We start from the raw sequence: 20,159 nt of genomic DNA, 5'->3' as shown, positions 1-20,159 counted from the left end.
ATGTCCGTCGCGCCGCGGGCCGCTCACGGCAGCAGCTCCACGGGAATGTCCAGATACCGGGCCCGCAGCCACTCGCCCAGGCCCTTGGCCTGCGGGTCGAAACGGGCCTGATAGGCCACGCCCTGTCCCAGCAGACCTTCGACGATGAAGTTGAGCGCCCGCAGGTTCGGCAGCACGTGCCGGGTCACCGGCAACGCGGCGGTCTCGGGCAGCAGGCGGCGCAGTTCCTCGACGGTGAGGGTGTGCACCAGCCAGCGCCACTGATCCTCGGTGCGGACCCAGACGCCGATATTCGCGTTGCCACCCTTGTCGCCGCTGCGGGCCAGGACGATCCTGCCCAGCGGGGCGCGGGTGGTCTCGCCGGCGGGAAGCGGCTGCGGCAGTTCGGGTTCGGCGACCTCGTCCAGCTCCAGGGTCTCCCCCGCCGGGGCGATGGCGATCTGCGAGCCGTCGGGCAGGACCGCGGTGTGCGGAATCTCCTTGGAGTCCACGTAACCCGGGGTGAAGACGCCGTAGGGGCCGCCATTGCCGGGTGGGGCCGTCAGCGAGAAGCCGGGGAAGCTCGCGAGCGCCAATTCGACTGCGACGCTGGAGAAGTTGCGGCCCACCTTGTTCGGGTCCGGGTCGCGCACCACGCAGCGCAGCAGGGCGCTGGCCTGTTCCTCGGTCTCGGCGTCCGGGCGGTCCAGGCGGGCCAGGGTCCAGTCCAGCTCGGCGGGCCGCACGGTCAGCCAGGATTCCAGCTGCCGTTGCGCCAGTGCGGCTTTCGCCTCGATGTCGAGGCCGGTGAGGATGAACGCCATCTCGTTGCGGAAGCCGCCGATGGTGTTGGTGGAGACCTTCGTCTGCGGCGGCGGGGCCTCGCCGGTGACACCGCTGATCAGCACACGATCCGGGCCGTCCGGGCTGACCTGGATGCTGTCGAGACGGGTGGTGACATCCGGCCCGGCGTAGCGGGCGCTCTGGATCTCGTACATGAGCTGGGCTTTCACCGTGTCCACGGTGACCGCGCCGCCGGTGCCCTCGTGCTTGGTGATCACACTGCTGCCGTCCCGGCGCACCTCGGCGATCGGGAAGCCGGGCCGCCCCAGATCGGCGATCTCGGTGAAAAAGGCGAAATTCCCGCCGGTGGCCTGGGTGCTGCACTCGATGACGTGTCCCGCGACCACCGCGCCCGCGAGCGCGTCGTAATCGGTTCGGCTCCAACCGAAGTGCGCGGCGGCGGGGCCGACCACCACCGAGGCGTCGGTGACCCGGCCGGTCACCACGATGTCCGCGCCGGCGGTCAAGCATTCGGCGATTCCCCACGCGCCCAGATAGGCATTGGCGGTCAACGGTGTTCCGAGGCCCAGTTCGGCGGCCCGCGCCAGCAGATCGTCACCGGTCACATACGCGACCTTCGGTGCGAGACCGAGCTTTTCGGCCACCTCCCGCACGCGCTGCGCCAGTCCGGCCGGGTTCAGGCCGCCCGCATTGGTGACGATCTTCACGCCCCGGTCCAAGGCCAGCCCGAGGCTGTCCTCCAGTTGCCGCACAAAGGTTTTGGCGTATCCGAGGTTCGCGTCCTTCATGCGGTCGCGGCCCAGGATGAGCATGGTGAGCTCGGCCAGATAGTCGCCGGTGAGCACATCGAGATCACCGCCCTCGAGCATCTCCCGCATGGCACTCGCCCGATCGCCGTAGAAACCGGAACAGTTGCCGATCCGGATCAGGTCCGGAGTGTCGGCGAGCTGACTCATGAAGGGCCTCCCTGTGCACCGCTGCAGTCGTGTACAGGGTCACATCGAGGCTCGAAAAAAGCAAGCCCGCGTGCTTGTTATTTATCTGAAGCCCAGCTCAGGACCGGTGCGCGGCGTGGCGGCGAGCGTCGGGCAGACTGATCGGGTGTCCATAGACGTCACCGCCATCGTCCTGCTCGCCCTCGCCGGATTCCTGCTCGGCGGGGCGTACTCACTGTTCAAGAACTCGCGCCCGGTGGCCATCGCGCTCGGCGTGTGCGGGGTGCTGGCGGCCGTGGGCGCGGTCCTCTATATGACCAAGTAGCTCCATGACCGAGTAGATACTCGGCCCGAATATCTACTCCGCTTCGAGGCGGAAGATGCGGAGGTCGTCGGGGACGCCGCTGAGGGGGGCCGCGAAAAAGCTGCGGCGATAGGGCTTTACGCCCAGGCCGAGTTCCTCGAGGGTTTCCGGTTTCAGGGCGTCCAGGGTCGCGCCGGAGAGCATGGTGTTGCCATTGCCGCCTGCCTCCATGACCCGCGCCGCGATATTGACGTCGATGCCGAGCCAGTCGCCGCCGATCTCGCGCGGGCTGCCGGTGTGCAGACCCAGGCGCATCTGCGGGCGGTAGCCGTCCACGGAGACGGCCGCGAGGTTCTCCTTGGCCGCCACCGCCGCGCGCACGGCCCGGTCGGCGGAGGGGAACACGGCCATCACGCCGTCGCCCATGCGCTTGACCACCTGGCCGCCGCGATCGTTGATGGGCGGCTCGATGGCCTTGGCGACCCGGCGCAACAGGTCCAGGGTCACCTCGTCGCCGGCCGACAGCGACCAGCTGGAGAAGGCCACCAGGTCGGTGAACATGATGGTGACCTCCTGGGTGCCGCGCCCGCGCCCGACCCGCTCGAGCATGGCCTGCCAGACCTGTAGCGCGCCCAGTCCCAATTCCTTTGCCGCGCTGGGCGAATCCCCGACCAGCTTGTCGGCGGCCCGCGCCACCGCGCGGGCGCCGCCCGGCCCGCTGACCGACAGTGGGTCGCCGAAGGCGGGATCGCCCGGCAGGTTCTCGCGGGCCTTGCGAATGGCGCCGATGATGTCACCGCGCTGGTTGGCGGCGTTCATGATGGCCGACAGTTGCCCGGGGAAGCGGCGGCGCGGCTGCTCCTCCGCGGTCTCGTCGACGTCCGCGGAGAGCTCGGCGGGAATCAAGGGAATGACCACGTCCGGGTCGATACGGGGTTCGCGCGCACGGCTGTCGTTCCCCTCACCGGACCCGCCGGCCGCGTTGCGCGATTTGCCGCTGAACTTGCCGTTGGCGCCGCGCGACCGGTTGCGATCGGTTCCCAGTCCGTCCGTACGGTTCGCGTCTGGGGCGCGTTCACCGCCGTCGGAGGGTCGTTCGCTCACGCCCAGAGCGTATCCCAGGGTTCCGCCATGGGATGGATCGATGATTGCCACCTGACACCTCCCGATCGGTGCTAGCGGCCGCGTCGTTGGGCCCGCCGATGTTTGAGTGTTTTGGTTGCTGAGGAGATGCTATCGACCGTCCAGTTCCATGGCCAGGCTTTTCCGGCCGGAAGCGAAAGTCTTTACACACTGTTACCCCCGCACCAACGACATCGGCCCGATACGGAATTCCGTATCGGGCCGATGTGCGCCACGGGCCGGGCAGTGGCCCGCGGCTCCCCGGGCAGGGTCTGTGTCTCCCGCTAGGCGTCGCGCTTGTTCACCACGAACAGCGCCACGCCGAACACGATCAGGGAGAAGATGGCGAAGTAGACGAAGCCGCCCCACGGCCCCCAGTGCCAGTACGAGGACTTCTCGTCCACGGTGCCCAGGAACAGGCCCGCGTTCTGGAACGGCAGCAGCACCTGGATCTCGCGGCCGATCTTGCCGAACGCGCCGACCATGGGCTCGAGAATCACCGGCCACACGATGAGCAGCGACAACGCGCCCGCCGACTGCCGGATCAGCGCGCCGACGCCGACCGCCAGGAACACCACCAGCAGGATGAACAGCGGCACCGCGTAGAAGACCCGCAGATCACCGGAGCTCAGGCTGAGATGGCTGCCGGCGTCGTGGGTGACGATGGCCTTGAAGATGAAGAATCCGACGAACGTCAACACCGCGCTCAGCAACGCCATAGCAACCCCGATAACACCGGCCTTGGTGAGCAGCACACCGGTCCGGTTGGGGATGGCGAGGAAGGTGGTCTTGATCGTGCCGAAGCGGTATTCGCTGGTGACGGCCAGGGCCGCCAGGATCATGACCATCAGGTACCCGAAGCCCGGAACCCCTTGCGCCAGACCGGTGATGCCCAGACCCGCCACCGAATTCTCCGCGTAGGGGGCGTCGGCCGGGGTCATCTTCCCCTGCGCGAGCTGATCCTGGTAGGCGTTCCAGGACGCGTTCAGCGCCAGGCTGAACAGGGCCGCGATACCCACCGCGAACACCACCAGCAGCGCCGTGCACCAGATCGGGGACCTGGTCGAGGTGAGCTTGATTCTTTCCGCCGCGAGCACTCCCATCAGAGCGCACCTCCCATAACCTGATCGAAGCCTTCGCCGTGGTACTGCACCGCGCCACCGGTCATGCGCATGAACGCCTCCTCCAGCGAGGCCCGCTGCGGCGACAGCTCGTAGAGCGTGATGTCGTTGGCGCCGGCCAGTTTTCCGACCGCGTCACTGGTGACGCCCGCGACCACCAGGGCCGGGCTCTCGGACCCGGCATCCTTGCCGGCGGACGCGGCGCCCTCCTCGCGGACCGTCATGCCGTTGGAGGTGAGCAGGCTGCGCAGCTGATCCAGCTGCGGACTGCGCACGCGCACCGACTGTTCCGACGCCTTCTCGATGAAATCCTTGGTGGTGGTGTCGGCGATGAGGCGACCCCGGCCGATCACGATGAGATGTTCGGCGGTCTGGGCCATTTCGCTGAGCAGGTGGCTCGACACCAGCACGGTGCGGCCCTCGCCCGCCAGCCGCTGCATGAAGCGGCGGATCCACAGGATGCCCTCCGGATCCAGGCCGTTGACCGGCTCGTCGAACAGCAGCACCTGCGGATCGCCGAGCAGCGCGCCCGCCAGGCCCAGCCGCTGCGACATGCCGAGGGAGAAACCGCCCGCGTTCTTGTTGGCCACCTCCGAGAGGCCGACCAGGCGCAGCACCTCCTCCACCCGCGACTGCGGAATATCGTTCGAGGCGGCCATCCAGCGCAGATGCGAGCGCGCGGAACGGTTGGGGTGCACCCACTTCGCGTCCAGCAGGGCGCCGACGGCCTCCAGCGGACGCTTCAGCTCGTGATACGGCTTGCCGTTGACCAGCGCGGACCCGGACGTCGGCTGATCCAGGCCGAGGATCATGCGCATGGTGGTCGATTTACCCGCGCCGTTCGGGCCGAGGAAGCCGGTCACCTGGCCCGGCGGGACCGTGAACGACAGGTCCGACACCGCGACGGTCTGCCCGTAGTGTTTGGTCAGGCCTCTCAGTTCGATCATGACGCCCAGTCTTCCCCAAATCCGGAGCGCGCACTATCGCTAAATGGTCGCGCGTCGCTCATCCCTGAGGATGAGTACGGTGCTCAATTGCCCTCCGCTTCGCTCCGGGCGGGTTCGCGGCGCTGGATGTCTCGTTCTTCCCTCCCTCCGCTCCCCCGCTTCGCTCCTCCGCTCCGCTCAGTCCAGAACGAGACGCGCCGCGAACCTTTGGGGGTTTGCTCAGAAGCCGGGTGAGGACGCCTGGGCCCAGAAGCGTTTGGGGATGCGGCCGGCCTCGCGCGCCAGCCGGCCGGCCTCGACGGCGTGCGCCATGGCCGCGGCCATCACGGCGGGCTTGCGGGCGCGGGTGACGGCGGTGGCCAAAAGGACTGCCGAGCAGCCCAATTCCATGGCCAGGGCGGCGTCGCTGGCGGTGCCGATGCCCGCGTCGAGGATGACGGGGACGCCCGCGGCCTCCACGATCATCTCGATATTGTGCGGATTGCCGATGCCCAGGCCGGTGCCGATGGGTGAGCCCAGCGGCATGACCGCGGCGCAGCCGACGTCCTCGAGGCGTTTGGCCAGCACCGGATCGTCGGTGGTGTAGGGCAGCACGGTGAAGCCGTCGTCCACCAATTGCTCGGCGGCGGCGACCAATTCGATGGCGTCGGGCAGCAGGGTGCGCTCGTCGGCGATGACTTCCAGCTTCACCCAATCGGTTTCGAGGGCCTCGCGGGCCAGCCGCGCGGTCAGCACCGCTTCGGCCGCGCCGCGGCAGCCCGCCGTATTGGGCAGCGGGGCGATCTCGAGGCGCTCGAGCAGATCCAGCACGCCGGTGCCGCCGGCCGCGTCCACCCGGCGCATGGCGACCGTGGTCAGCTCGGTGCCGGAGGCGACCAGGGCCTCCTCGAGCACGGCCAGATTGTCCGCGCCGCCGGTGCCCATGATGAGCCGCGACTCGAACTCCCGGCCCGCGATGACGAGTGGATCGACCGCGCTAGCCACCCTGCACCGCCGTCAGCACCTCGATCTCCCAGCCGCGGCCGACCGGCTCGTCCCAGCGGGACTTGGGGAACACCGCGCCGTCGATGGCGAGCGCGACACCCTGGCACGGCAGGTTCAGCCGTTCCAGCAGCTCGCGCACGGACAGCGGGTCGGGGAACACGTGGTCCTCACCGTTGACGGTGACGCCGACCGGGATTGCGGTCATCGAACTCCTCCTGGGTAAAGCGATGCGGCAGCGGATGTTTGGGCGGCGACCGACGGGAAGCGGCGCGGGTCGGCCGCGTGCGCCGCGGGCAGCTCGGCGCCGGCGAGCAGCGCGAGCACGGCGTCGGCGGTCACCGGGGTGTCGAGGATGCCGTTGCGACCGTGGCCCGCGGCCACGAGCACCCGGTCGTCGAGGTGGCCGATCAGGGGCAGATTGTCCGGGGAGCCCGGACGGAAACCCGCTATGGCTTCGGCGAACTCGTACTCCCCGAGGCCCGGCAGTACGGATTCGGCGTCGGTGAGCAGGTCGCGGACGCTCGCGGCGGTCACGGCGGTGTCGAAACCGACCTCGTATTGCGTTGCGCCCAGCACGATTCCATCGTGACGCGGGACGAGATAGATGGGGCGGCCGTGCACGCGGGCGCGGATCACGCGGCGCGGTGGAGGCGGCGCGCTGGGGCGGCGGCGCAAGCGCAGGATCTCACCCTTGACCGGGCGCACCGGCAGGCCGGGCCACAGCTGCGCGCTCGCGGCGCCCGCGGCCAGCAGGATGCGGTTGTGGGCGAGGTCGGACAGGCGCTCGACACGTTCGGCGCGAAACTCCACCCCGACCGCGACACAGGCCGTGCGCAGGGCGGTCACCAGGGCGCGGTTGTCGACCGCCGGCTCATCGACGGCCAGCAGCCCGGCGCGGACGCCGCGCCCGAGACCGGGCTCGACCGCGCGCACCCCGGCGCGGTCCAGCAGTCGCAGCCGACCGGACACATCGCCCGCGGCAGTGGGAATTTGGGCGGTCGCGCCGGGCTGATTCGTCGTAGCCGCGCCCGGCGGAGTCGTCGCAGCCGCGCCGGTGGACGTGGGGTCGACCATACTGGCCAGAGCCTTCTCGGCCGCGCCGGTGCGAAGCGAATCGCCTTCGGCAGATATATCTTTCGGGTCGAAGGCGGGCAGGTCGTGGGTGTTCACGAAATCGGCGATGGTGCGCAGGTCGGCGGCGTCGGCCGCGTCGAGGGCGACGGTGAGGGTCTGGGCGGCGACGAAGACGTCGGTGCCGGTGACTTCCCGCAGCTCAGCGGCGAATCCGGGCCAGCGGGCCAGGGAGGCCGCGCCGAATGCCAGGGCCGCTTCCTCACCGGGCCAGCCCTCCGAGAGGGGTGCGAGCATGCCGCCCGCCACCCAGGAGGAACCGGAGCCCACGGCCGGGTCGTAGAGGGTGACGGTCCAGCCCGCTCCGGCGGCCCGCCAGGCCGCCGACAGTCCGATCACACCGCCGCCGACGACGGCCAGAGTCCGCATGTGAATCCACCTAACCCGTCCCGGAACGTCCGGGACCTGCATATATACCCTTCGAAACAGGAAATTCACCGGGGCGCGGCGCGCGGCGTCATACAGCTGGAGAACTGCGGCAGGGCCCGAGTGCGCTCCCACGGGTCGTTTCGACTCAACCACCGTAGCGCGACTACCGTCGAGGTCGTGCAACCCTCCCACCCGAACCGACCGGTATCCCCTCGGGAGCGTCTCGCGACCGCACGGCTGTATCTGTGCACCGACGCGCGCCGCGACACCGGCGACCTGGCGCAGTTCGCCGAGGCCGCGCTGGCCGGGGGCGTCGACATCATTCAGCTGCGCGACAAGGGCTCGCGCGGGGAGCAGCAGTTCGGCCCGCTCGAGGCCAAGGCGGAACTCGGCGCGCTGGCCGAGCTGCGGGCCGCCGCCCGCCGCCACGGCGCCCTGGTGGCCTGCAACGATCGCGCCGATATCGCGCTCGCCGCGGGCGTGGACGTGCTGCATCTCGGCCAGGGCGATCTGCCGCCCTGGTACGCCCGCCAGATCCTGGGACCGGACGTGGTGCTGGGCCGTTCCACCAACAACCGCGCCCAAGCCGGGCTGGCCGCGATCGACGAACACATCGACTACTTCTGCACCGGACCCGTCTACGCCACCCCCACCAAGCCGGGCCGCACCCCCGCCGGCCTGGAACTGGTCCGCTCCACCGCGGATTCACACACCCAGCGCCCCTGGTTCGCCATCGGCGGCATCGACGAGCACCGCCTCCCGGAGGTCCTTGCCGCCGGCGCCACCCGAATCGTCGTGGTACGCGCCATCACCGAGGCCAAGGACCCCACCGCCGCGGCGCGGGCGATCAAAGAACGAATCCTGGAGAACACCGCCGGCTGACCGGGTGGATTCCGGCCACAAGCACGCCGGAATGACGAGAGTGGTTGCCCGGCGACAGGGGTGGTCGTCAGGGGAGGGGGTCCAGGCGGATGGGGATGCCGTTGAGGTTGGACATGCCGGCTAGGGGTTCGATGTCGGCGATGTCGGTGGACATGAGGTCGTTGACGTTGGCGCCGCCGGCGGCGTTGGCGAGTTGCCAGCCGCCGTGGTGGCCCCAGCCGTGGGGGATGGCGACCGCACCCGAGACCATGTCCTCGGTGAGGCGGGCGGTCACCTCGATCGAGCCGTGCGGGGAGGTGACGCGGCAGCGCTCGCCGTCGGAAATGCCCGCTACCGCAGCGTCTTTGGGGTTGATGCGGGCCGCGTGCTCGCGGTCGCCGCGCATCAGCTGTTCGACATTGTGCATCCACGAGTTGTGGGATTTCAGCTCGCGCAGGCCGATGACGCGCAGCGGGTAGGCGGGATCGGCCGGGCGCGCGGCCAGCACCGACAGCTCGAGCACGATCTCGTCCGGATCCAGGCGGACCCGGCCGCCCTTGTGCTGCACCACATCCCGCAGCACGCCGGTCTCGATCCGGTCGGCCAGCACCACGCCGTGCGGATGCCGGCGCAGCATGCGCAGGCTGATGCCCTTGCGACGCAAGCCGAAAAGGTCGCCGTACGGTCCGGTGCGCAGCGCCAGATCCACCAGCAGCGACGGGGTCGGGCGCGCCGAGCCCAGACCGGGTACGCGCCGCCGCAGGGCACCGAGCAGCCGGCCCGCCGGACGGGTGGGCCCGAACGCGAAGGGCTGCACCCCGATTCGGGTCGCGAGGGCGTCGATGATCCACCATTCCTCGCGCGCCTCCCCGTACGGCGCCAGCACCGGTTCGGTGTACTGCGTGTACGGGGTCGGGGAGAGGGCGGCGAACGGGAGCGGAATGTCGTCGCGTTCGAGGAAGGTGGTGGCGGGCAGCACGTAATCGGCGCCGCGGTTGGTGTCGTTGACATACAGGTCGATGGACACGAACAGATCGAGTTGTCCCAGCGCGGAAGCCAATTCGCGGCCGTTGGGCACCGAGGACACCGGATTGCCCGCCGAGGTGAACAGCGCCCGCAGCCGCCCCGGCCCCGGCGTGGTGATCTCCTTGGCCATGACGGCTGCCGGGAAGGTGCCCAGCACGTCCGGGAATCCGCCGATGCGGGAGCGGTTCTTGCCGTAGCCGACCAGCCCCAGCCGCGCGTTCAGCTTGGAGACCGCGACCAGTTCCTTGCCGAAGACGCACCCGCCCGGCCGATCGAGATTGCCGGTGACCAGGGCGAGGGCGTCGATGAGGAAGGCCACCAGCGTCGCGTGCCGGCCGAGGCAGGTCCCGGTGCGGCCGTACACCGCGGCCGACTCGGCGCGCGCCAGATCACGGGCGAGCGCGCGCACCCGATCGGGTTCGAGACCGGTCACGGCGGCCGTCGCCTCGGGCGTGAATCGTGCGACGGCACGGCGCAATTCGTGCCCACCCGTGGCCTGCCGGCGCACGGCCTCGGCATCCTCGAGCCCCTCCTCGAAGATGACCTGCAGCAGCGCCGCCAGCAGCCAGGCGTCCCCGTCCGGCTGCACCCCGACATGCTCGAACAGCTTGGCGGTCTCGGTGTTTCGCGGATCGACCACCACCACGCGACCGCCGCGCCCGGTGATGGCGGTCAGCTTCTCGCGCACCCGCGGCACGCTCATCACACTGCCGTGCGACACCACGGGATTCGCGCCCAGCATGAGCAGGAAGTCGGTGCGGTCCAGATCGGGGACCGGTACCGAGGTGAGCGACCCGTAGAGCAGCTCGCTGGCCACGAAGCGGTTGTTCACGTCCTGCGAGCCGGCCGAGTACACGTGCTTCAGCCCGGCGGCCATCTGGAAGCCGACCATCCACAGCGTGTGGGAGTAGGAGAACGACGACGGATTGCCGAAATACCAGCCGAGGCTTTCGATTCCGTGCTCGTCGATCAGCGCGCGCAGCCGGGCCCCGATCTCGTCGAGCGCGGTGTCCCAGGAGACCCGCTCGAACTCCCCGGACGCCGTGCGCCGCAGCGGATACAGCACCCGCTCCGGATCGTTCTGGATGTCGGTGAACGCGATGCCCTTCGGGCAGGCATTGCCGCGCGAGAGCGGATGCTCCTTGTCCGCACGCAGCCGCACCAGCCGCCCGTCCTCGACGGTGGCGATCAGCCCGCACAGCGGTTCGCAGATCCGGCAGTAGGTGGGAACCTCGCGCGTACTCACGCCCTCAAGACAACACCTGCTCCAGCGTGAGGAACAACACATTTCCGGCCAATTCGGTCTGTTCCGCACCGGATTCGAGCGCCCCGACGCGAGCGGTGCGGCCCGCGCCGATGCGGGCGGTGCGCTCCGCGCCGTCGCCATTGGCGTGCAGCCAGACGAAACCGTGCTCGGCCAGATCCAGGGTGCGCGGCAACGCGGCCGCCACCGTGCCGGAATCGGCCACCCCGTCCAGCGCGACCCGGGTCGGGGTGGCGCGCAGGATCGGCCAGGCGGCGGCGAAACCCGGATGCAGCGGCCGATCCTCGACCTCGTCCTCGGGCACCCAGACCAGATCCTGGCTCTCGGTATTGCCGCGGGTCTCGAGCCGGTCGGCGGCATCGGCCACGACCGTGGTGTAGGTCCAGCCGCTGGGCGCCGTCGCGGTCACCCGGGAGCCGCGCACCCGGATCGAACCGGGCGCGATGCCCGCCTCCTCCTCGGCTTCGCGGACCGCGGCGTGCACGGTGGTCTCGTGCGAGTCGCGGGCGCCGCCGGGCAGCGCCCAGGTGCCGCCCTGATGGGTCCAGGCGGCGCGATGATGCAGCAGGACCGCGGCGCCGCCGCCGATCAGGGGCGCCCGCAGCAACAGTCCAGCAGCGCCGAAGCGACCCCACTGCCGGGTGCCGTCGGCACTCTCCGCCCAACCGTCGCCGTCACCGCGCATCGTCGTCATCCCATCGTCCACCCGCACCTCCGTGCGCGTTTCCCGCGAGCGCGGGCACACCGCGGGGATTCCCGCGTCACGGCGGCGGTACGTCCACAATAAGCTCATCCAGAAGCAACAAGTCGGTCGTTCGATTTCGATCAGTGGGAGGTGAGGATGACGCGCACCGAGGAGTCGACGGTGAGCGAACCGTCCTCACCCGCCGCCGCGGCGGTCTGGCGGGAGCGACTGGCGACGACGGAACTGCGGTCCTTCGCCCGCTCCTCCCCCGCCAAACTGATCGCCGTCGGGCTGATCCTGTTGGCGCTGTGCCTGACCGCGGGCCTCGTGACCGCCGCCGCGGTGACCACCCGGCAACACGCCCTCGACGATCTGCTCGGTGAATCCGAGCCCGACGCCTACTCCGCGCAGCGGCTCTACACCTCGCTGTCGGTGGCCGACGCCTCGGCGGGCACCGCCTTCATTTCCGGTGGGCTCGAACCGAAAACGGTGCGCGACCGCTACAACCAGGCCGTCGGCGAGGCCGCCGCCGAACTGGTCACCCAGTCCAATCGCAGTGACGGGGACGCGGATACGCAACTGCGCAGCGGCATCGCCACCGGACTGCCGGTCTACACCGGCATCATCGAGACCGCGCGGGCCAACAATCGCGGCGGGCAACCGGTCGGGGCGGCGTATCTGAGCGAGGCGTCCAACCTCATGCAGGGGACGCTGCTGCCCAAGGCGCAGGAACTGCAGGAGCATCGGTCGGCCGCGATCGCCGCCACCCAGCGCAATCATGTGCGCCCGCCGTGGGCGGCGATCCTGTTGCCGCTGCTGGCCGTGGCGGCTCTGGCCGGGGCGCAGCTGTACCTGTTCCGGCGCTGGCATCGGGTGCTCAATCTCGGGCTGCTGCTGGCGACCGCCACCATGGTGGTGCTGCTGGGCTGGACGGTGGTGGCGGGCTTCATCTCCGCGGTGGACACCACCCATGCCCGCGATGCGGGCAGCGTGCCGACCGCCGCGCTGACCCAGAGCCGCATTCTGGCCCAGCAGGCCCGCACCGCCGAAACCCTCAAACTGGTGCGCCGCGACACCAGCGCCGACTACGACCGCACCTATGACCAGGCCATCGAGAAACTGCGGAACATCCTGTCCGGCTACGGTTCTCAACAGCCCGGCGCGAGTGAGGTGAAGACCGCGGCGGCCGCGCTGGATCGCTGGCGGGCCGCCCACCAGCGGATGAACGACGCGCTCACCAAGGGCGATTTCCTCGGCGCGGCCGCCGTCGCCACCGGGCCCGGCGCGAACGAGGCCACCGCCCAGACCGACGCGCTCGACCGCGCACTCGGCGACGGCATCGCGGAAACCCGGAACACCTTGCGGGCCAGCACTTCCCACGCGTCGCGCGCCCTCGATCTGCTCGGTCCGGGCGCACTGGTGCTGAGCACCGCCGCCGCCGTGCTCATCGCGGCGGGGCTGTGGCCGCGACTGCGGGAGTACCGATGACCACACGACGATCCCTCACCCTCGCCGCCCTGGCCGCGAGTCTGCTGCTGACCGCGGCCTGCGGCGACGACAGCCCGCCGCCGCCCGCGCCCTCCACCCGGGTGCCGAGCTATATCGAGCCGCCGCTGCCGTCGGGAGCCGTAGTGGCGCAGACCAATACCGCGCCGCCGCCCGCCCCGCCGAACTGCGGGGACCCGACCGCCAGCCTGCGGCCGGGCGGCATTCGCAGCGGACCCGATATCGATGCCATCCGGGCGCGCGGGCGGCTGCTGGTCGGATTGGATCCGGGCAGCAATCTGTTCAGCTTCCGGGACCCGACCACCGGCACCCTGGCGGGCTTCGACGTGGAGATCGCCAAGGAGCTGGCGCGGGATCTGCTGGGCGATCCGGGCGCGGTGGAGTTCCGCATCCTCAGCTCCGCCGATCGGGAGAAGGCGCTGGTGGAGCGGACCGTCGACGTGGTGGTCAAGACCATGACCATCAATTGCGCACGGCGGCAGACGGTCACGTTCTCGACCTCGTATCTGCAGGCGCATCAGCGGGTGCTGACGGTGCGCAACTCCGGGATCGAGGGGCTCACCGATCTGGCGGGCCGGCGGGTGTGCGTGGCCAGCGGCACCACCTCCCTGGATCTGATTCGCGCCCAGCAGCCTGCCGCGTCCATCATGACCGTGCCCAGCTGGGCCGACTGCCTGGTGGTGTTGCAGCAGCGGCAGGTGGACGCGGTCAGCACCGACGACACCGTGCTGGCCGGGCTGGCCGAACAGGATCCGGCCACCGAGGTGGTGGGCCCGGATCTGAGCACCGAGCAGTACGGGATCGGCATCTCCAAGGGCTCCGACGATCTGGTCCGCTTCGTCAACGGCACCCTGGAACGCATTCGCGCCGACGGCACCTGGAATCGGCTCTACCGGCGCTGGCTGGTGGCCGAACTGGGCGACGCGGCCATTCCGCCGCCGCCGAGGTATCAGGACTGACGATGACCACACCGTCCGATCCGACACCCGCGGCGACCGATCCGGAAGGCACGCGGGCCCTCACCCGCCCCGAGCCGGCGGGACCGCACTGGCCCGCCCGCACCGAGATCACCGCGCGGCCCGAACCCCCGCGTGCGGACGCCGAATTCGAGGGCACCCAGGCTGTCGCCGCCACCGCTCGGACCGTCGCCGACCCGAACACCGATCCGGGCGACGCCGATCTCAGCAGCGCCGGGGCCGAACCGCGGACGCCGACCCGGCCGTCACAGCGCACGGCGCGGATGACGCGGCCGCGGACGAACGTGCGACGGCTGGGCGCCGGACTGGTGCCGATCCCCGCCGTCGAGCCGGTCGATCCGGAGGCGGCGGTCCTCGACGATCCGGTGGTCGCCGAGGGGCGGCGATTCTGCTGGCGCTGCGGCAAACCGGTGGGGCGAGCCACGCCGACCCGGCCGTCGACCACGGCCGGCACCTGCGAGACCTGCGGTGCGCCTTACGATTTCCGGCCGTCGCTGTATCCGGGCGACCGGGTGGCCGGACAGTACGAGATCCAGGGCTGTATCGCGCACGGCGGGCTGGGCTGGATCTATCTGGCCATCGACCGCAACGTGAGCGATCGGTGGGTGGTGCTCAAGGGTCTGTTGCACGCCGGTGACGCCGAGGCGCAGGCGGTCGCGGTGGCCGAGCGGCAGTTCCTGGCCGAGGTCGCGCATCCGAGCATCGTGAAGATCCACAATTTCGTGGAACACGCGGGCCCGGACGGGGATCCGATCGGGTACATCGTGATGGAGTACGTGGGCGGGCATTCGCTGCGCGATCTGCTCGACCAGCACGCCCCCGAGCGCATGCCGGTCACCGAGGCCATCGCGTATCTGCTGGAAATCCTTCCGGCACTGGACTATCTGCATTCGGTGGGGCTGGCCTACAACGATCTCAAGCCCGACAACATCATGATCACCACCGATCGGGTGGAGCTCATCGATCTGGGCGCGGTCAGCCAGTTCGAGGCGTACGGAAACCTGTACGGCACCAGGGGATATCAGGCTCCGGAGATCGCGCAGACCGGTCCGACGGTGGCCTCCGACATCTACACCGCCGGCCGCACGCTGGCGGTGCTCACCCTGCACATGCCGATGGAGCGCGGCGCCTACACCGACGGCCTGCCCGACCCGGCCGACGAACCGGTGCTGGCCCGCCACCAGTTCCTGTACCGGCTGCTGCTGCGCGCCACCGATCGGGATCCGGAGCGCCGCTTCGCCTCCGCGCGGCTGCTGGCCACCCAGCTCACCGGGGTGCTGCGCGAGATCCTGGCCGTGGAGACCGGCACCGAGCATCCGCAGCTGTCGACGCTGTTCAGCCCGCCGCGCACCAGTTTCGGCACGGTCGAGCTGATCGCGCAGACCGACGGCATCATCGACGGCATCGCCCGCGACACCCTGCTGCGGCCCAACGAGGTGGTGGCGGCGCTGCCGGTGCCGATCATCGATCCCGGCGACCCGTCGGCTCCGCTGCTGGCGGGTGCGGCGCATCCGGAACCCCGGCACGCCCTCGACGAGCTGCGGCACGCCCGCCAGCGCGCCGCGGCCGAACCGGGCGGTGCGCCAGAGACTTTCGAGCAGGAGGTGACGCTGGCCGAGGCCCGCGCGCACCTGGATCTCGAGGAACCGGCCGCCGCCCGCCTGCTGCTGACGCGGCTCGCCGACGAACCGTGCGCGGGCCCCCCGGATTGGCGCATCGACTGGTATCTGGGGCTGACGGAGCTGCTGGAGCTGGAGTACGAGCGCGCCTTCGCCCGCTTCGACGCCGTGCTGGAGGCGCTGCCCGGGGAGATCGCGCCCAAGCTGGCGCTGGCCGCGACCGCGGAACTGGTGCTGCAGCACTGGGATTCGCCGGATCCGGAGCAGTGGCGGGTCTACGCCGAGAACTATTACGCCACCGTGTGGCGCACCGACCGCGGGGTGGTGAGCGCGGCGTTCGGGCTGGCCCGCCAGCTGGCGGCGGCCGGGAACATCACCGCGGCCGTGCACGCGCTCGATCAGGTGCCGCCCGCCTCCCGGCATTACGCCGAGGCGCGGATGACGGCCATCCTCATGCTGCTGACCTGCGCTCCCGCAGCGGATTTGGACGAGGCGACGCTACAGGTGGCGGCGGCGCGAGTGCAGGGGCTGCCGCCCGGGGAGGGCCGCGCGGCCCAGCTGCGGATCCTCACCCTGGGCATCGCACTGGGGTGGGTGCAGGCCGGGAAACGGCCGAAGTCGCCGCGCGCCACGCTGTTCGGATCGCCGTTCACCGAACGGGACCTGCGGCGCGGCATCGAAACCGGGCTCCGCGCCCTGGCGCGCTCCGCGCCCGCCCGCACCCACCGCTACGCCCTGGTGGATCTGGCCAACGCCGTTCGCGCGAAATCCTGGTTCTGACCACGCGAGAGCCGGAGGAGCCCCGTGTCGCCCGCGGTGGTCTCGGGGGGCAGCCCGAGACCGCGGGACCGGCGAGGGAAGGCGGTCCCTACCGCGGTGTGCATGGTGCAACACGGGTTCCGGTTGGACCGGGGGGAAGTTCTTGGTCCGGTTCTCACGATGCCAAGAACATCGTGATGTTTTCGTGAAGCTCGCACTCAGAGCCTATTGGGGTTTCAGGGGAAGCCCGGCCGCGGGGAGGCGGAGGCCCGAGTCCGAGAGTTGCTCTATCCGACGAGGTCCGCGGAGGCGCGGGCGATGGCGAGCTCCTCGTTGGTGGGCACGACCAGGACCGCGATATCGGAGTCGTCGGTGGAGATGCGCCGCGCCACCCGGGACCGTTCGGTATTGCGCGCGTCGTCGATCCGGATGCCGTAGCGCTCGAGACCCGCCAGCGCCTCGGCGCGGACGTGGGCGTCGTTCTCGCCGACCCCGGCGGTGAAGGTGATGGCGTCCACCCGGCCCAGTTCGATCAGGTACGCGCCGATATAGCGGCGCAGCCGGTGAATGTAGACGTCGAACGCCAATTTCGCGGTGGGATGGCCGGTTTCGATGAGCTGACCCAGTTCGCGAAAGTCGTTGACCCCGGAGATGCCCTTGATCCCGGAGCGCCGGTTGAGCAGGTTGTCGACGTCGTCCACGCCCATACCGGCGGTGCGGATGAGATGGAAGATGATGCCCGGGTCCAGGTCCCCGGAGCGGGTGCCCATGACCAGCCCCTCCAGCGGGGTCAGGCCCATGGTGGTGTCCACGGCCTGCCCGGCGCGAATGGCCGACGCGGACGCGCCGTTGCCCAGGTGCAGCACGATCTGGTTCAGGTCGGCGCGGTCCTTGCCCAGGAACTCCGCGACCTGTCCGGACACGTAATCGTGCGAGGTGCCGTGGAAGCCGTACTTGCGAATCCCGTGCGCGGCAGCGGTATCCGCGTCGATGGCATACGTCTTGGCGGCGGCGGGCAGATTGTGGAAGAAGGCGGTGTCGAACACCGCGACCTGCGGCACCTCCGGCAGCAGCGCGCGCGCCGACTCGATGCCGATCACGTTGGGCGGATTGTGCAGCGGGGCAAGCGAAGCCAGGTCGGTGATGGCCTTGACCACGTCGTCGTCGATCAGCGTGGGCTGATAGAACACCTCGCCGCCGTGCACCACGCGATGCCCGACCGCGCCCAGATCGGCGTGCGCCAGATCCTGGCCGGAGGCGGCGAACAGGTCGAACACCACGTGCAGCCCGGCCGCGTGATCGGCCAGCGGACCCCGATGCTCGAAAGTCTGTCCGCCACACGAATGTTCGACGGTCACGGCATCGCTCTCGACGTCCTCGCCGATGCGCTGCACCACCCCGGACGCCGCCACCTCGGCCGACTGCGGATCCAGCAGCTGGTATTTGATGGACGAGGAACCGGAGTTGATCACCAGTACCTTCATTGCGCCTCCTGTTGGGCTTGAATGGCGGTGATGGCAACGGTGTTCACGATGTCGGCGACGAGCGCGCCGCGGGAGAGGTCGTTGACCGGCTTGCGCAGGCCCTGCAGCACCGGCCCGATGGCCACCGCTCCGGCGCTGCGCTGCACCGCTTTGTAGGTGTTGTTCCCCGTATTGAGGTCCGGGAAAATGAAGACCGTCGCCTGCCCCGCGACCGCGGAGTTGGGCAGTTTGGTCTTGGCCACCGCGGGTTCGATCGCGGCGTCGTACTGAATCGGGCCTTCCACCAGCAGTTCCGGGGACCGGTCGTGTACCAGCTTGGTGGCGGTGCGGACCTTGTCCACATCCGCGCCGGAACCGGATTCACCGGTGGAGTACGAGAGCATGGCCACGCGCGGGTCGATGCCGAACTGGGCGGCGGTGCGCGCGGAGGACACGGCGATATCGGCCAGCTGATCCGAGGTCGGATCCGGCACCACGGCGCAATCGCCGTAGACGAGCACACGATCGGCCAGGCACATGAGGAACACCGACGACACCGTGGACACGCCCGGCGTGGTCTTGATGATCTCGAACGACGGCCGGATGGTGTGCGCGGTGGTGTGCGCCGCGCCCGACACCATGCCGTCGGCGACCCCCATGTGCACCATCATGGTGCCGAAATACGAGATGTCGCTCATGAATTCGCGGGCACGGTCCACCGTCATGCCCTTGTGGGCGCGCAGGCGGGCGTACTCCTCGGCGAACTCGTCGCGCAGCGGGCAGGTCTTGGGGTCGAGCACCTCGGCGGCGTCGATGTCCACGCCCAGTTCGGCGGCGCGGCCGCGCACGGCCGCCTCGTCGCCGAGAATGGTGAGATCGGCGATCTTGCGCTGCAGCACGCGGCCGGCGGCGCGCAGAATGCGGTCGTCGTCGCCCTCGGGCAGCACGATCCGCTTGCGGTCGCCGCGGGCGCGCTCGATGAGCTGGTACTCGAACATCTGCGGGGTGACGATGTTCGGGATGGGAACCTCGATCTGCCGCAACAGTTCTCGCGGATCGACCCGCTCCTCCATGACGGCCAGTGCGGTATCCACCTTGCGGATGCTCGACAGCGAGACCCGGCCGCGGGTCAGGGCGGTGGCCTTGGCGGTCTCGAAGGTGCCCAGGTCGGTCGACAGGATCGGCAGCTTGGGTTTGAGGCCCGCCATCAGCCGGGCGATGGAGGGCTCGGGCAGCATGCCGCCGTTCATGATGATGCCCGCCAGCGACGGAAAGCCCTCCGCCTCATGGGCGTTCACCAGCGCCAGCAGCACGTCGGAGCGGTCGCCGGGGGTGATGACGGCGACGCCGTCGGTGAGGCGTTCCAGAATATGCTCGGCGGTCATGCCGCCGACGATGACGTCGAGGGCCTCGCGCTGCATGAGTTCCGAATCGCCGCTGTAGAGTTCGCCGCCGATCGCGTCGCGCAGCTCCTCCATGGTCGGGGCCTGCAGCAGCGGCACCTCCGGCAGCGCCCAGGACGGCACGGCCGCAACCTTTTTCAGCACCTCGGCGTCGGCCTCGATCTGCTCGGGCGTGCAGCGGTTGGCGATGACGGCGACCAGTTTGGCGTGCTCGGCCACCAGTTCGCCGCGGCACAGCTCGACCAGCTGGCCCAATTCGGCGGAGCTGCGGCCGATTCCGCGCACCACCAGCAGCACGGGCGCGCCGAGGTTGACGGCGATGCGGGCGTTGTAGCGCAGTTCGCTGGGGCTGGCGACATCGGTGTAGTCGGAGCCGACGATGAGCACGGCGTCGCACTGCTTGGCGACGGCGTGATAGCGCATGACGATCTCGCTGATCGCGGCGTCGGGGTCCTCGTGCACCTGCTCGTAGGTGACGCCGACCGCCTGGTCGTAGTCCACATCGGAGGTGGAGTGCTCGAGCAGCAGTTCGAGGATGTAGTCGCGCCCGTTCGCGGACCGGGTGATAGGTCGGAACACGCCGACGCGCGGGGTCGTCGCGGCCAGTGCCTGGAGGACACCGAGTGCCACCGTCGATTTGCCGGTGTCGCCCTCGGGGGACGCGATATAGACGCTGGAAACCGGTGTGGCAGCCATGAGCAGAAGACTACCGACCGTTATGGCCGGAATTCGGCGTCCGCTTGGCAACACGACTTGCCCGCAGACTTATGCATAATCGCTATGGCTTCGTCAACCCGCGTTCGAGCGGCGGATTTTCCGGCGAGCCAGCTCCGCGGCGACGGCCGCGAGACTGCAATCACATGACATATGTCCCGGTCCGGGGCCGGTTTTCCGCCGACG

Annotated in this window: 16 protein-coding genes; 5 read left to right on the top strand and 11 right to left on the bottom strand. The window is 69.9% G+C overall.

What is annotated here, in order from left to right; genetic code table 11:
• Nucleotides 1-23: 23 nt before the first annotated feature.
• A complete protein-coding gene (locus tag D7D52_RS29170; RefSeq protein WP_120741467.1) occupies nucleotides 24-1,739 on the bottom strand; it encodes an acyclic terpene utilization AtuA family protein in 1,716 nt (571 codons plus the stop codon).
• 145 nt (nucleotides 1,740-1,884) lie between these two features.
• On the opposite strand from D7D52_RS29170, the gene D7D52_RS29165 reads away from it, so the two are divergent.
• Complete coding sequence (locus tag D7D52_RS29165) at nucleotides 1,885-2,043, top strand: hypothetical protein (RefSeq protein WP_162958628.1); 159 nt, start codon at nucleotides 1,885-1,887, stop codon at nucleotides 2,041-2,043.
• A 33-nt stretch (nucleotides 2,044-2,076) separates the two neighbouring features.
• Here the strand turns inward: D7D52_RS29165 and D7D52_RS29160 are convergent, their stop codons facing one another.
• The 6 genes from D7D52_RS29160 to D7D52_RS29135 all read right to left on the bottom strand — a co-directional run bounded on the left by D7D52_RS29160 (nucleotide 2,077) and on the right by D7D52_RS29135 (nucleotide 7,696).
• The gene (locus D7D52_RS29160) at nucleotides 2,077-2,841 is read right to left on the bottom strand and encodes an adenylate/guanylate cyclase domain-containing protein (RefSeq protein WP_425464696.1); all 765 of its coding nucleotides are present in this window, start codon (nucleotides 2,839-2,841) and stop codon (nucleotides 2,077-2,079) included.
• Between the two features lie 587 nt (nucleotides 2,842-3,428).
• Nucleotides 3,429-4,247, bottom strand: a complete 819-nt coding sequence (locus D7D52_RS29155) for an ABC transporter permease (protein WP_120741463.1) — start codon at nucleotides 4,245-4,247, stop codon at nucleotides 3,429-3,431.
• Nucleotides 4,247-5,212: an ABC transporter ATP-binding protein gene (locus D7D52_RS29150; protein WP_120741462.1), complete on the bottom strand. Its 966-nt coding sequence runs from the start codon at nucleotides 5,210-5,212 to the stop codon at nucleotides 4,247-4,249. Before D7D52_RS29150 ends, D7D52_RS29155 begins: the two co-directional genes overlap by 1 nt.
• Before the next feature lie 219 nt (nucleotides 5,213-5,431).
• Nucleotides 5,432-6,196: a thiazole synthase gene (gene thiG, locus D7D52_RS29145; RefSeq protein WP_120741460.1), complete on the bottom strand. Its 765-nt coding sequence runs from the start codon at nucleotides 6,194-6,196 to the stop codon at nucleotides 5,432-5,434.
• Entirely contained in the window at nucleotides 6,189-6,401 is a 213-nt protein-coding gene (gene thiS / locus D7D52_RS29140) for a sulfur carrier protein ThiS (RefSeq protein ID WP_120741458.1), read from the bottom strand. The genes thiG and thiS overlap by 8 nt, the downstream gene beginning before the upstream one ends.
• Nucleotides 6,398-7,696: an FAD-dependent oxidoreductase gene (locus D7D52_RS29135; RefSeq protein WP_120741455.1), complete on the bottom strand. Its 1,299-nt coding sequence runs from the start codon at nucleotides 7,694-7,696 to the stop codon at nucleotides 6,398-6,400. The genes thiS and D7D52_RS29135 overlap by 4 nt, the downstream gene beginning before the upstream one ends.
• Before the next feature lie 177 nt (nucleotides 7,697-7,873).
• On the opposite strand from D7D52_RS29135, the gene thiE reads away from it, so the two are divergent.
• Entirely contained in the window at nucleotides 7,874-8,578 is a 705-nt protein-coding gene (thiE, locus tag D7D52_RS29130) for a thiamine phosphate synthase (protein WP_120741453.1), read from the top strand.
• A gap of 67 nt (nucleotides 8,579-8,645) precedes the next feature.
• On the opposite strand, the gene D7D52_RS29125 is transcribed toward thiE, so the two are convergent.
• Entirely contained in the window at nucleotides 8,646-10,829 is a 2,184-nt protein-coding gene (locus D7D52_RS29125; RefSeq protein WP_246023365.1) for a molybdopterin-containing oxidoreductase family protein, read from the bottom strand.
• 4 nt (nucleotides 10,830-10,833) lie between these two features.
• Nucleotides 10,834-11,532 (bottom strand): NUDIX domain-containing protein, encoded by a 699-nt coding sequence (locus D7D52_RS29120; protein WP_120744540.1) that lies wholly within the window; start codon nucleotides 11,530-11,532, stop codon nucleotides 10,834-10,836.
• Nucleotides 11,533-11,688: 156 nt separating this feature from the next.
• On the opposite strand from D7D52_RS29120, the gene D7D52_RS29115 reads away from it, so the two are divergent.
• The 3 genes from D7D52_RS29115 to D7D52_RS29105 are packed head-to-tail and all read left to right on the top strand — an operon-like array spanning nucleotide 11,689 to nucleotide 16,414.
• The gene (locus D7D52_RS29115; RefSeq protein WP_120741449.1) at nucleotides 11,689-13,020 is read left to right on the top strand and encodes a hypothetical protein; all 1,332 of its coding nucleotides are present in this window, start codon (nucleotides 11,689-11,691) and stop codon (nucleotides 13,018-13,020) included.
• Entirely contained in the window at nucleotides 13,017-13,997 is a 981-nt protein-coding gene (locus tag D7D52_RS29110; protein ID WP_120741447.1) for a glutamate ABC transporter substrate-binding protein, read from the top strand. The genes D7D52_RS29115 and D7D52_RS29110 overlap by 4 nt, the downstream gene beginning before the upstream one ends.
• 2 nt (nucleotides 13,998-13,999) lie before the next feature.
• Nucleotides 14,000-16,414: a serine/threonine-protein kinase gene (locus D7D52_RS29105; RefSeq protein ID WP_120741445.1), complete on the top strand. Its 2,415-nt coding sequence runs from the start codon at nucleotides 14,000-14,002 to the stop codon at nucleotides 16,412-16,414.
• A gap of 266 nt (nucleotides 16,415-16,680) precedes the next feature.
• Here D7D52_RS29105 and D7D52_RS29100 read toward each other — a convergent pair whose 3' ends face one another.
• Both D7D52_RS29100 and pta read right to left on the bottom strand, forming a co-directional pair.
• A complete protein-coding gene (locus D7D52_RS29100) occupies nucleotides 16,681-17,877 on the bottom strand; it encodes an acetate kinase (protein WP_120741443.1) in 1,197 nt (398 codons plus the stop codon).
• Nucleotides 17,874-19,955, bottom strand: coding sequence for a phosphate acetyltransferase (gene pta / locus D7D52_RS29095; RefSeq protein WP_120741441.1), 2,082 nt, complete (start codon nucleotides 19,953-19,955; stop codon nucleotides 17,874-17,876). The genes D7D52_RS29100 and pta overlap by 4 nt, the downstream gene beginning before the upstream one ends.
• Nucleotides 19,956-20,159: the final 204 nt, after the last annotated feature.

It is taken from the genome of Nocardia yunnanensis (genome assembly GCF_003626895.1).
Classification (GTDB): Bacteria; Actinomycetota; Actinomycetes; order Mycobacteriales; family Mycobacteriaceae; genus Nocardia; species Nocardia yunnanensis.
The sequence above is the reverse complement of the archived record's forward strand: the minus strand, read 5'-3'. Positions and strand labels throughout refer to the sequence as shown.

What these genes read in the sequence shown, in the direction of transcription:
- D7D52_RS29170 (WP_120741467.1), bottom strand. Translation starts at nt 1,739, where the DNA reads ATGAGTCAGCTCGCCGACACTCCGGACCTGATCCGGATCGGCAACTGT.
- D7D52_RS29160 (WP_425464696.1), bottom strand. Translation starts at nt 2,841, where the DNA reads ATGAACGCCGCCAACCAGCGCGGTGACATCATCGGCGCCATTCGCAAG.
- D7D52_RS29155 (WP_120741463.1), bottom strand. Translation starts at nt 4,247, where the DNA reads ATGGGAGTGCTCGCGGCGGAAAGAATCAAGCTCACCTCGACCAGGTCC.
- D7D52_RS29150 (WP_120741462.1), bottom strand. Translation starts at nt 5,212, where the DNA reads ATGATCGAACTGAGAGGCCTGACCAAACACTACGGGCAGACCGTCGCG.
- thiS (WP_120741458.1), bottom strand. Translation starts at nt 6,401, where the DNA reads ATGACCGCAATCCCGGTCGGCGTCACCGTCAACGGTGAGGACCACGTG.
- D7D52_RS29135 (WP_120741455.1), bottom strand. Translation starts at nt 7,696, where the DNA reads ATGCGGACTCTGGCCGTCGTCGGCGGCGGTGTGATCGGACTGTCGGCG.
- D7D52_RS29120 (WP_120744540.1), bottom strand. Translation starts at nt 11,532, where the DNA reads ATGCGCGGTGACGGCGACGGTTGGGCGGAGAGTGCCGACGGCACCCGG.
- D7D52_RS29115 (WP_120741449.1), top strand. Translation starts at nt 11,689, where the DNA reads ATGACGCGCACCGAGGAGTCGACGGTGAGCGAACCGTCCTCACCCGCC.
- D7D52_RS29110 (WP_120741447.1), top strand. Translation starts at nt 13,017, where the DNA reads ATGACCACACGACGATCCCTCACCCTCGCCGCCCTGGCCGCGAGTCTG.
- D7D52_RS29105 (WP_120741445.1), top strand. Translation starts at nt 14,000, where the DNA reads ATGACCACACCGTCCGATCCGACACCCGCGGCGACCGATCCGGAAGGC.
- D7D52_RS29100 (WP_120741443.1), bottom strand. Translation starts at nt 17,877, where the DNA reads ATGAAGGTACTGGTGATCAACTCCGGTTCCTCGTCCATCAAATACCAG.
- pta (WP_120741441.1), bottom strand. Translation starts at nt 19,955, where the DNA reads ATGGCTGCCACACCGGTTTCCAGCGTCTATATCGCGTCCCCCGAGGGC.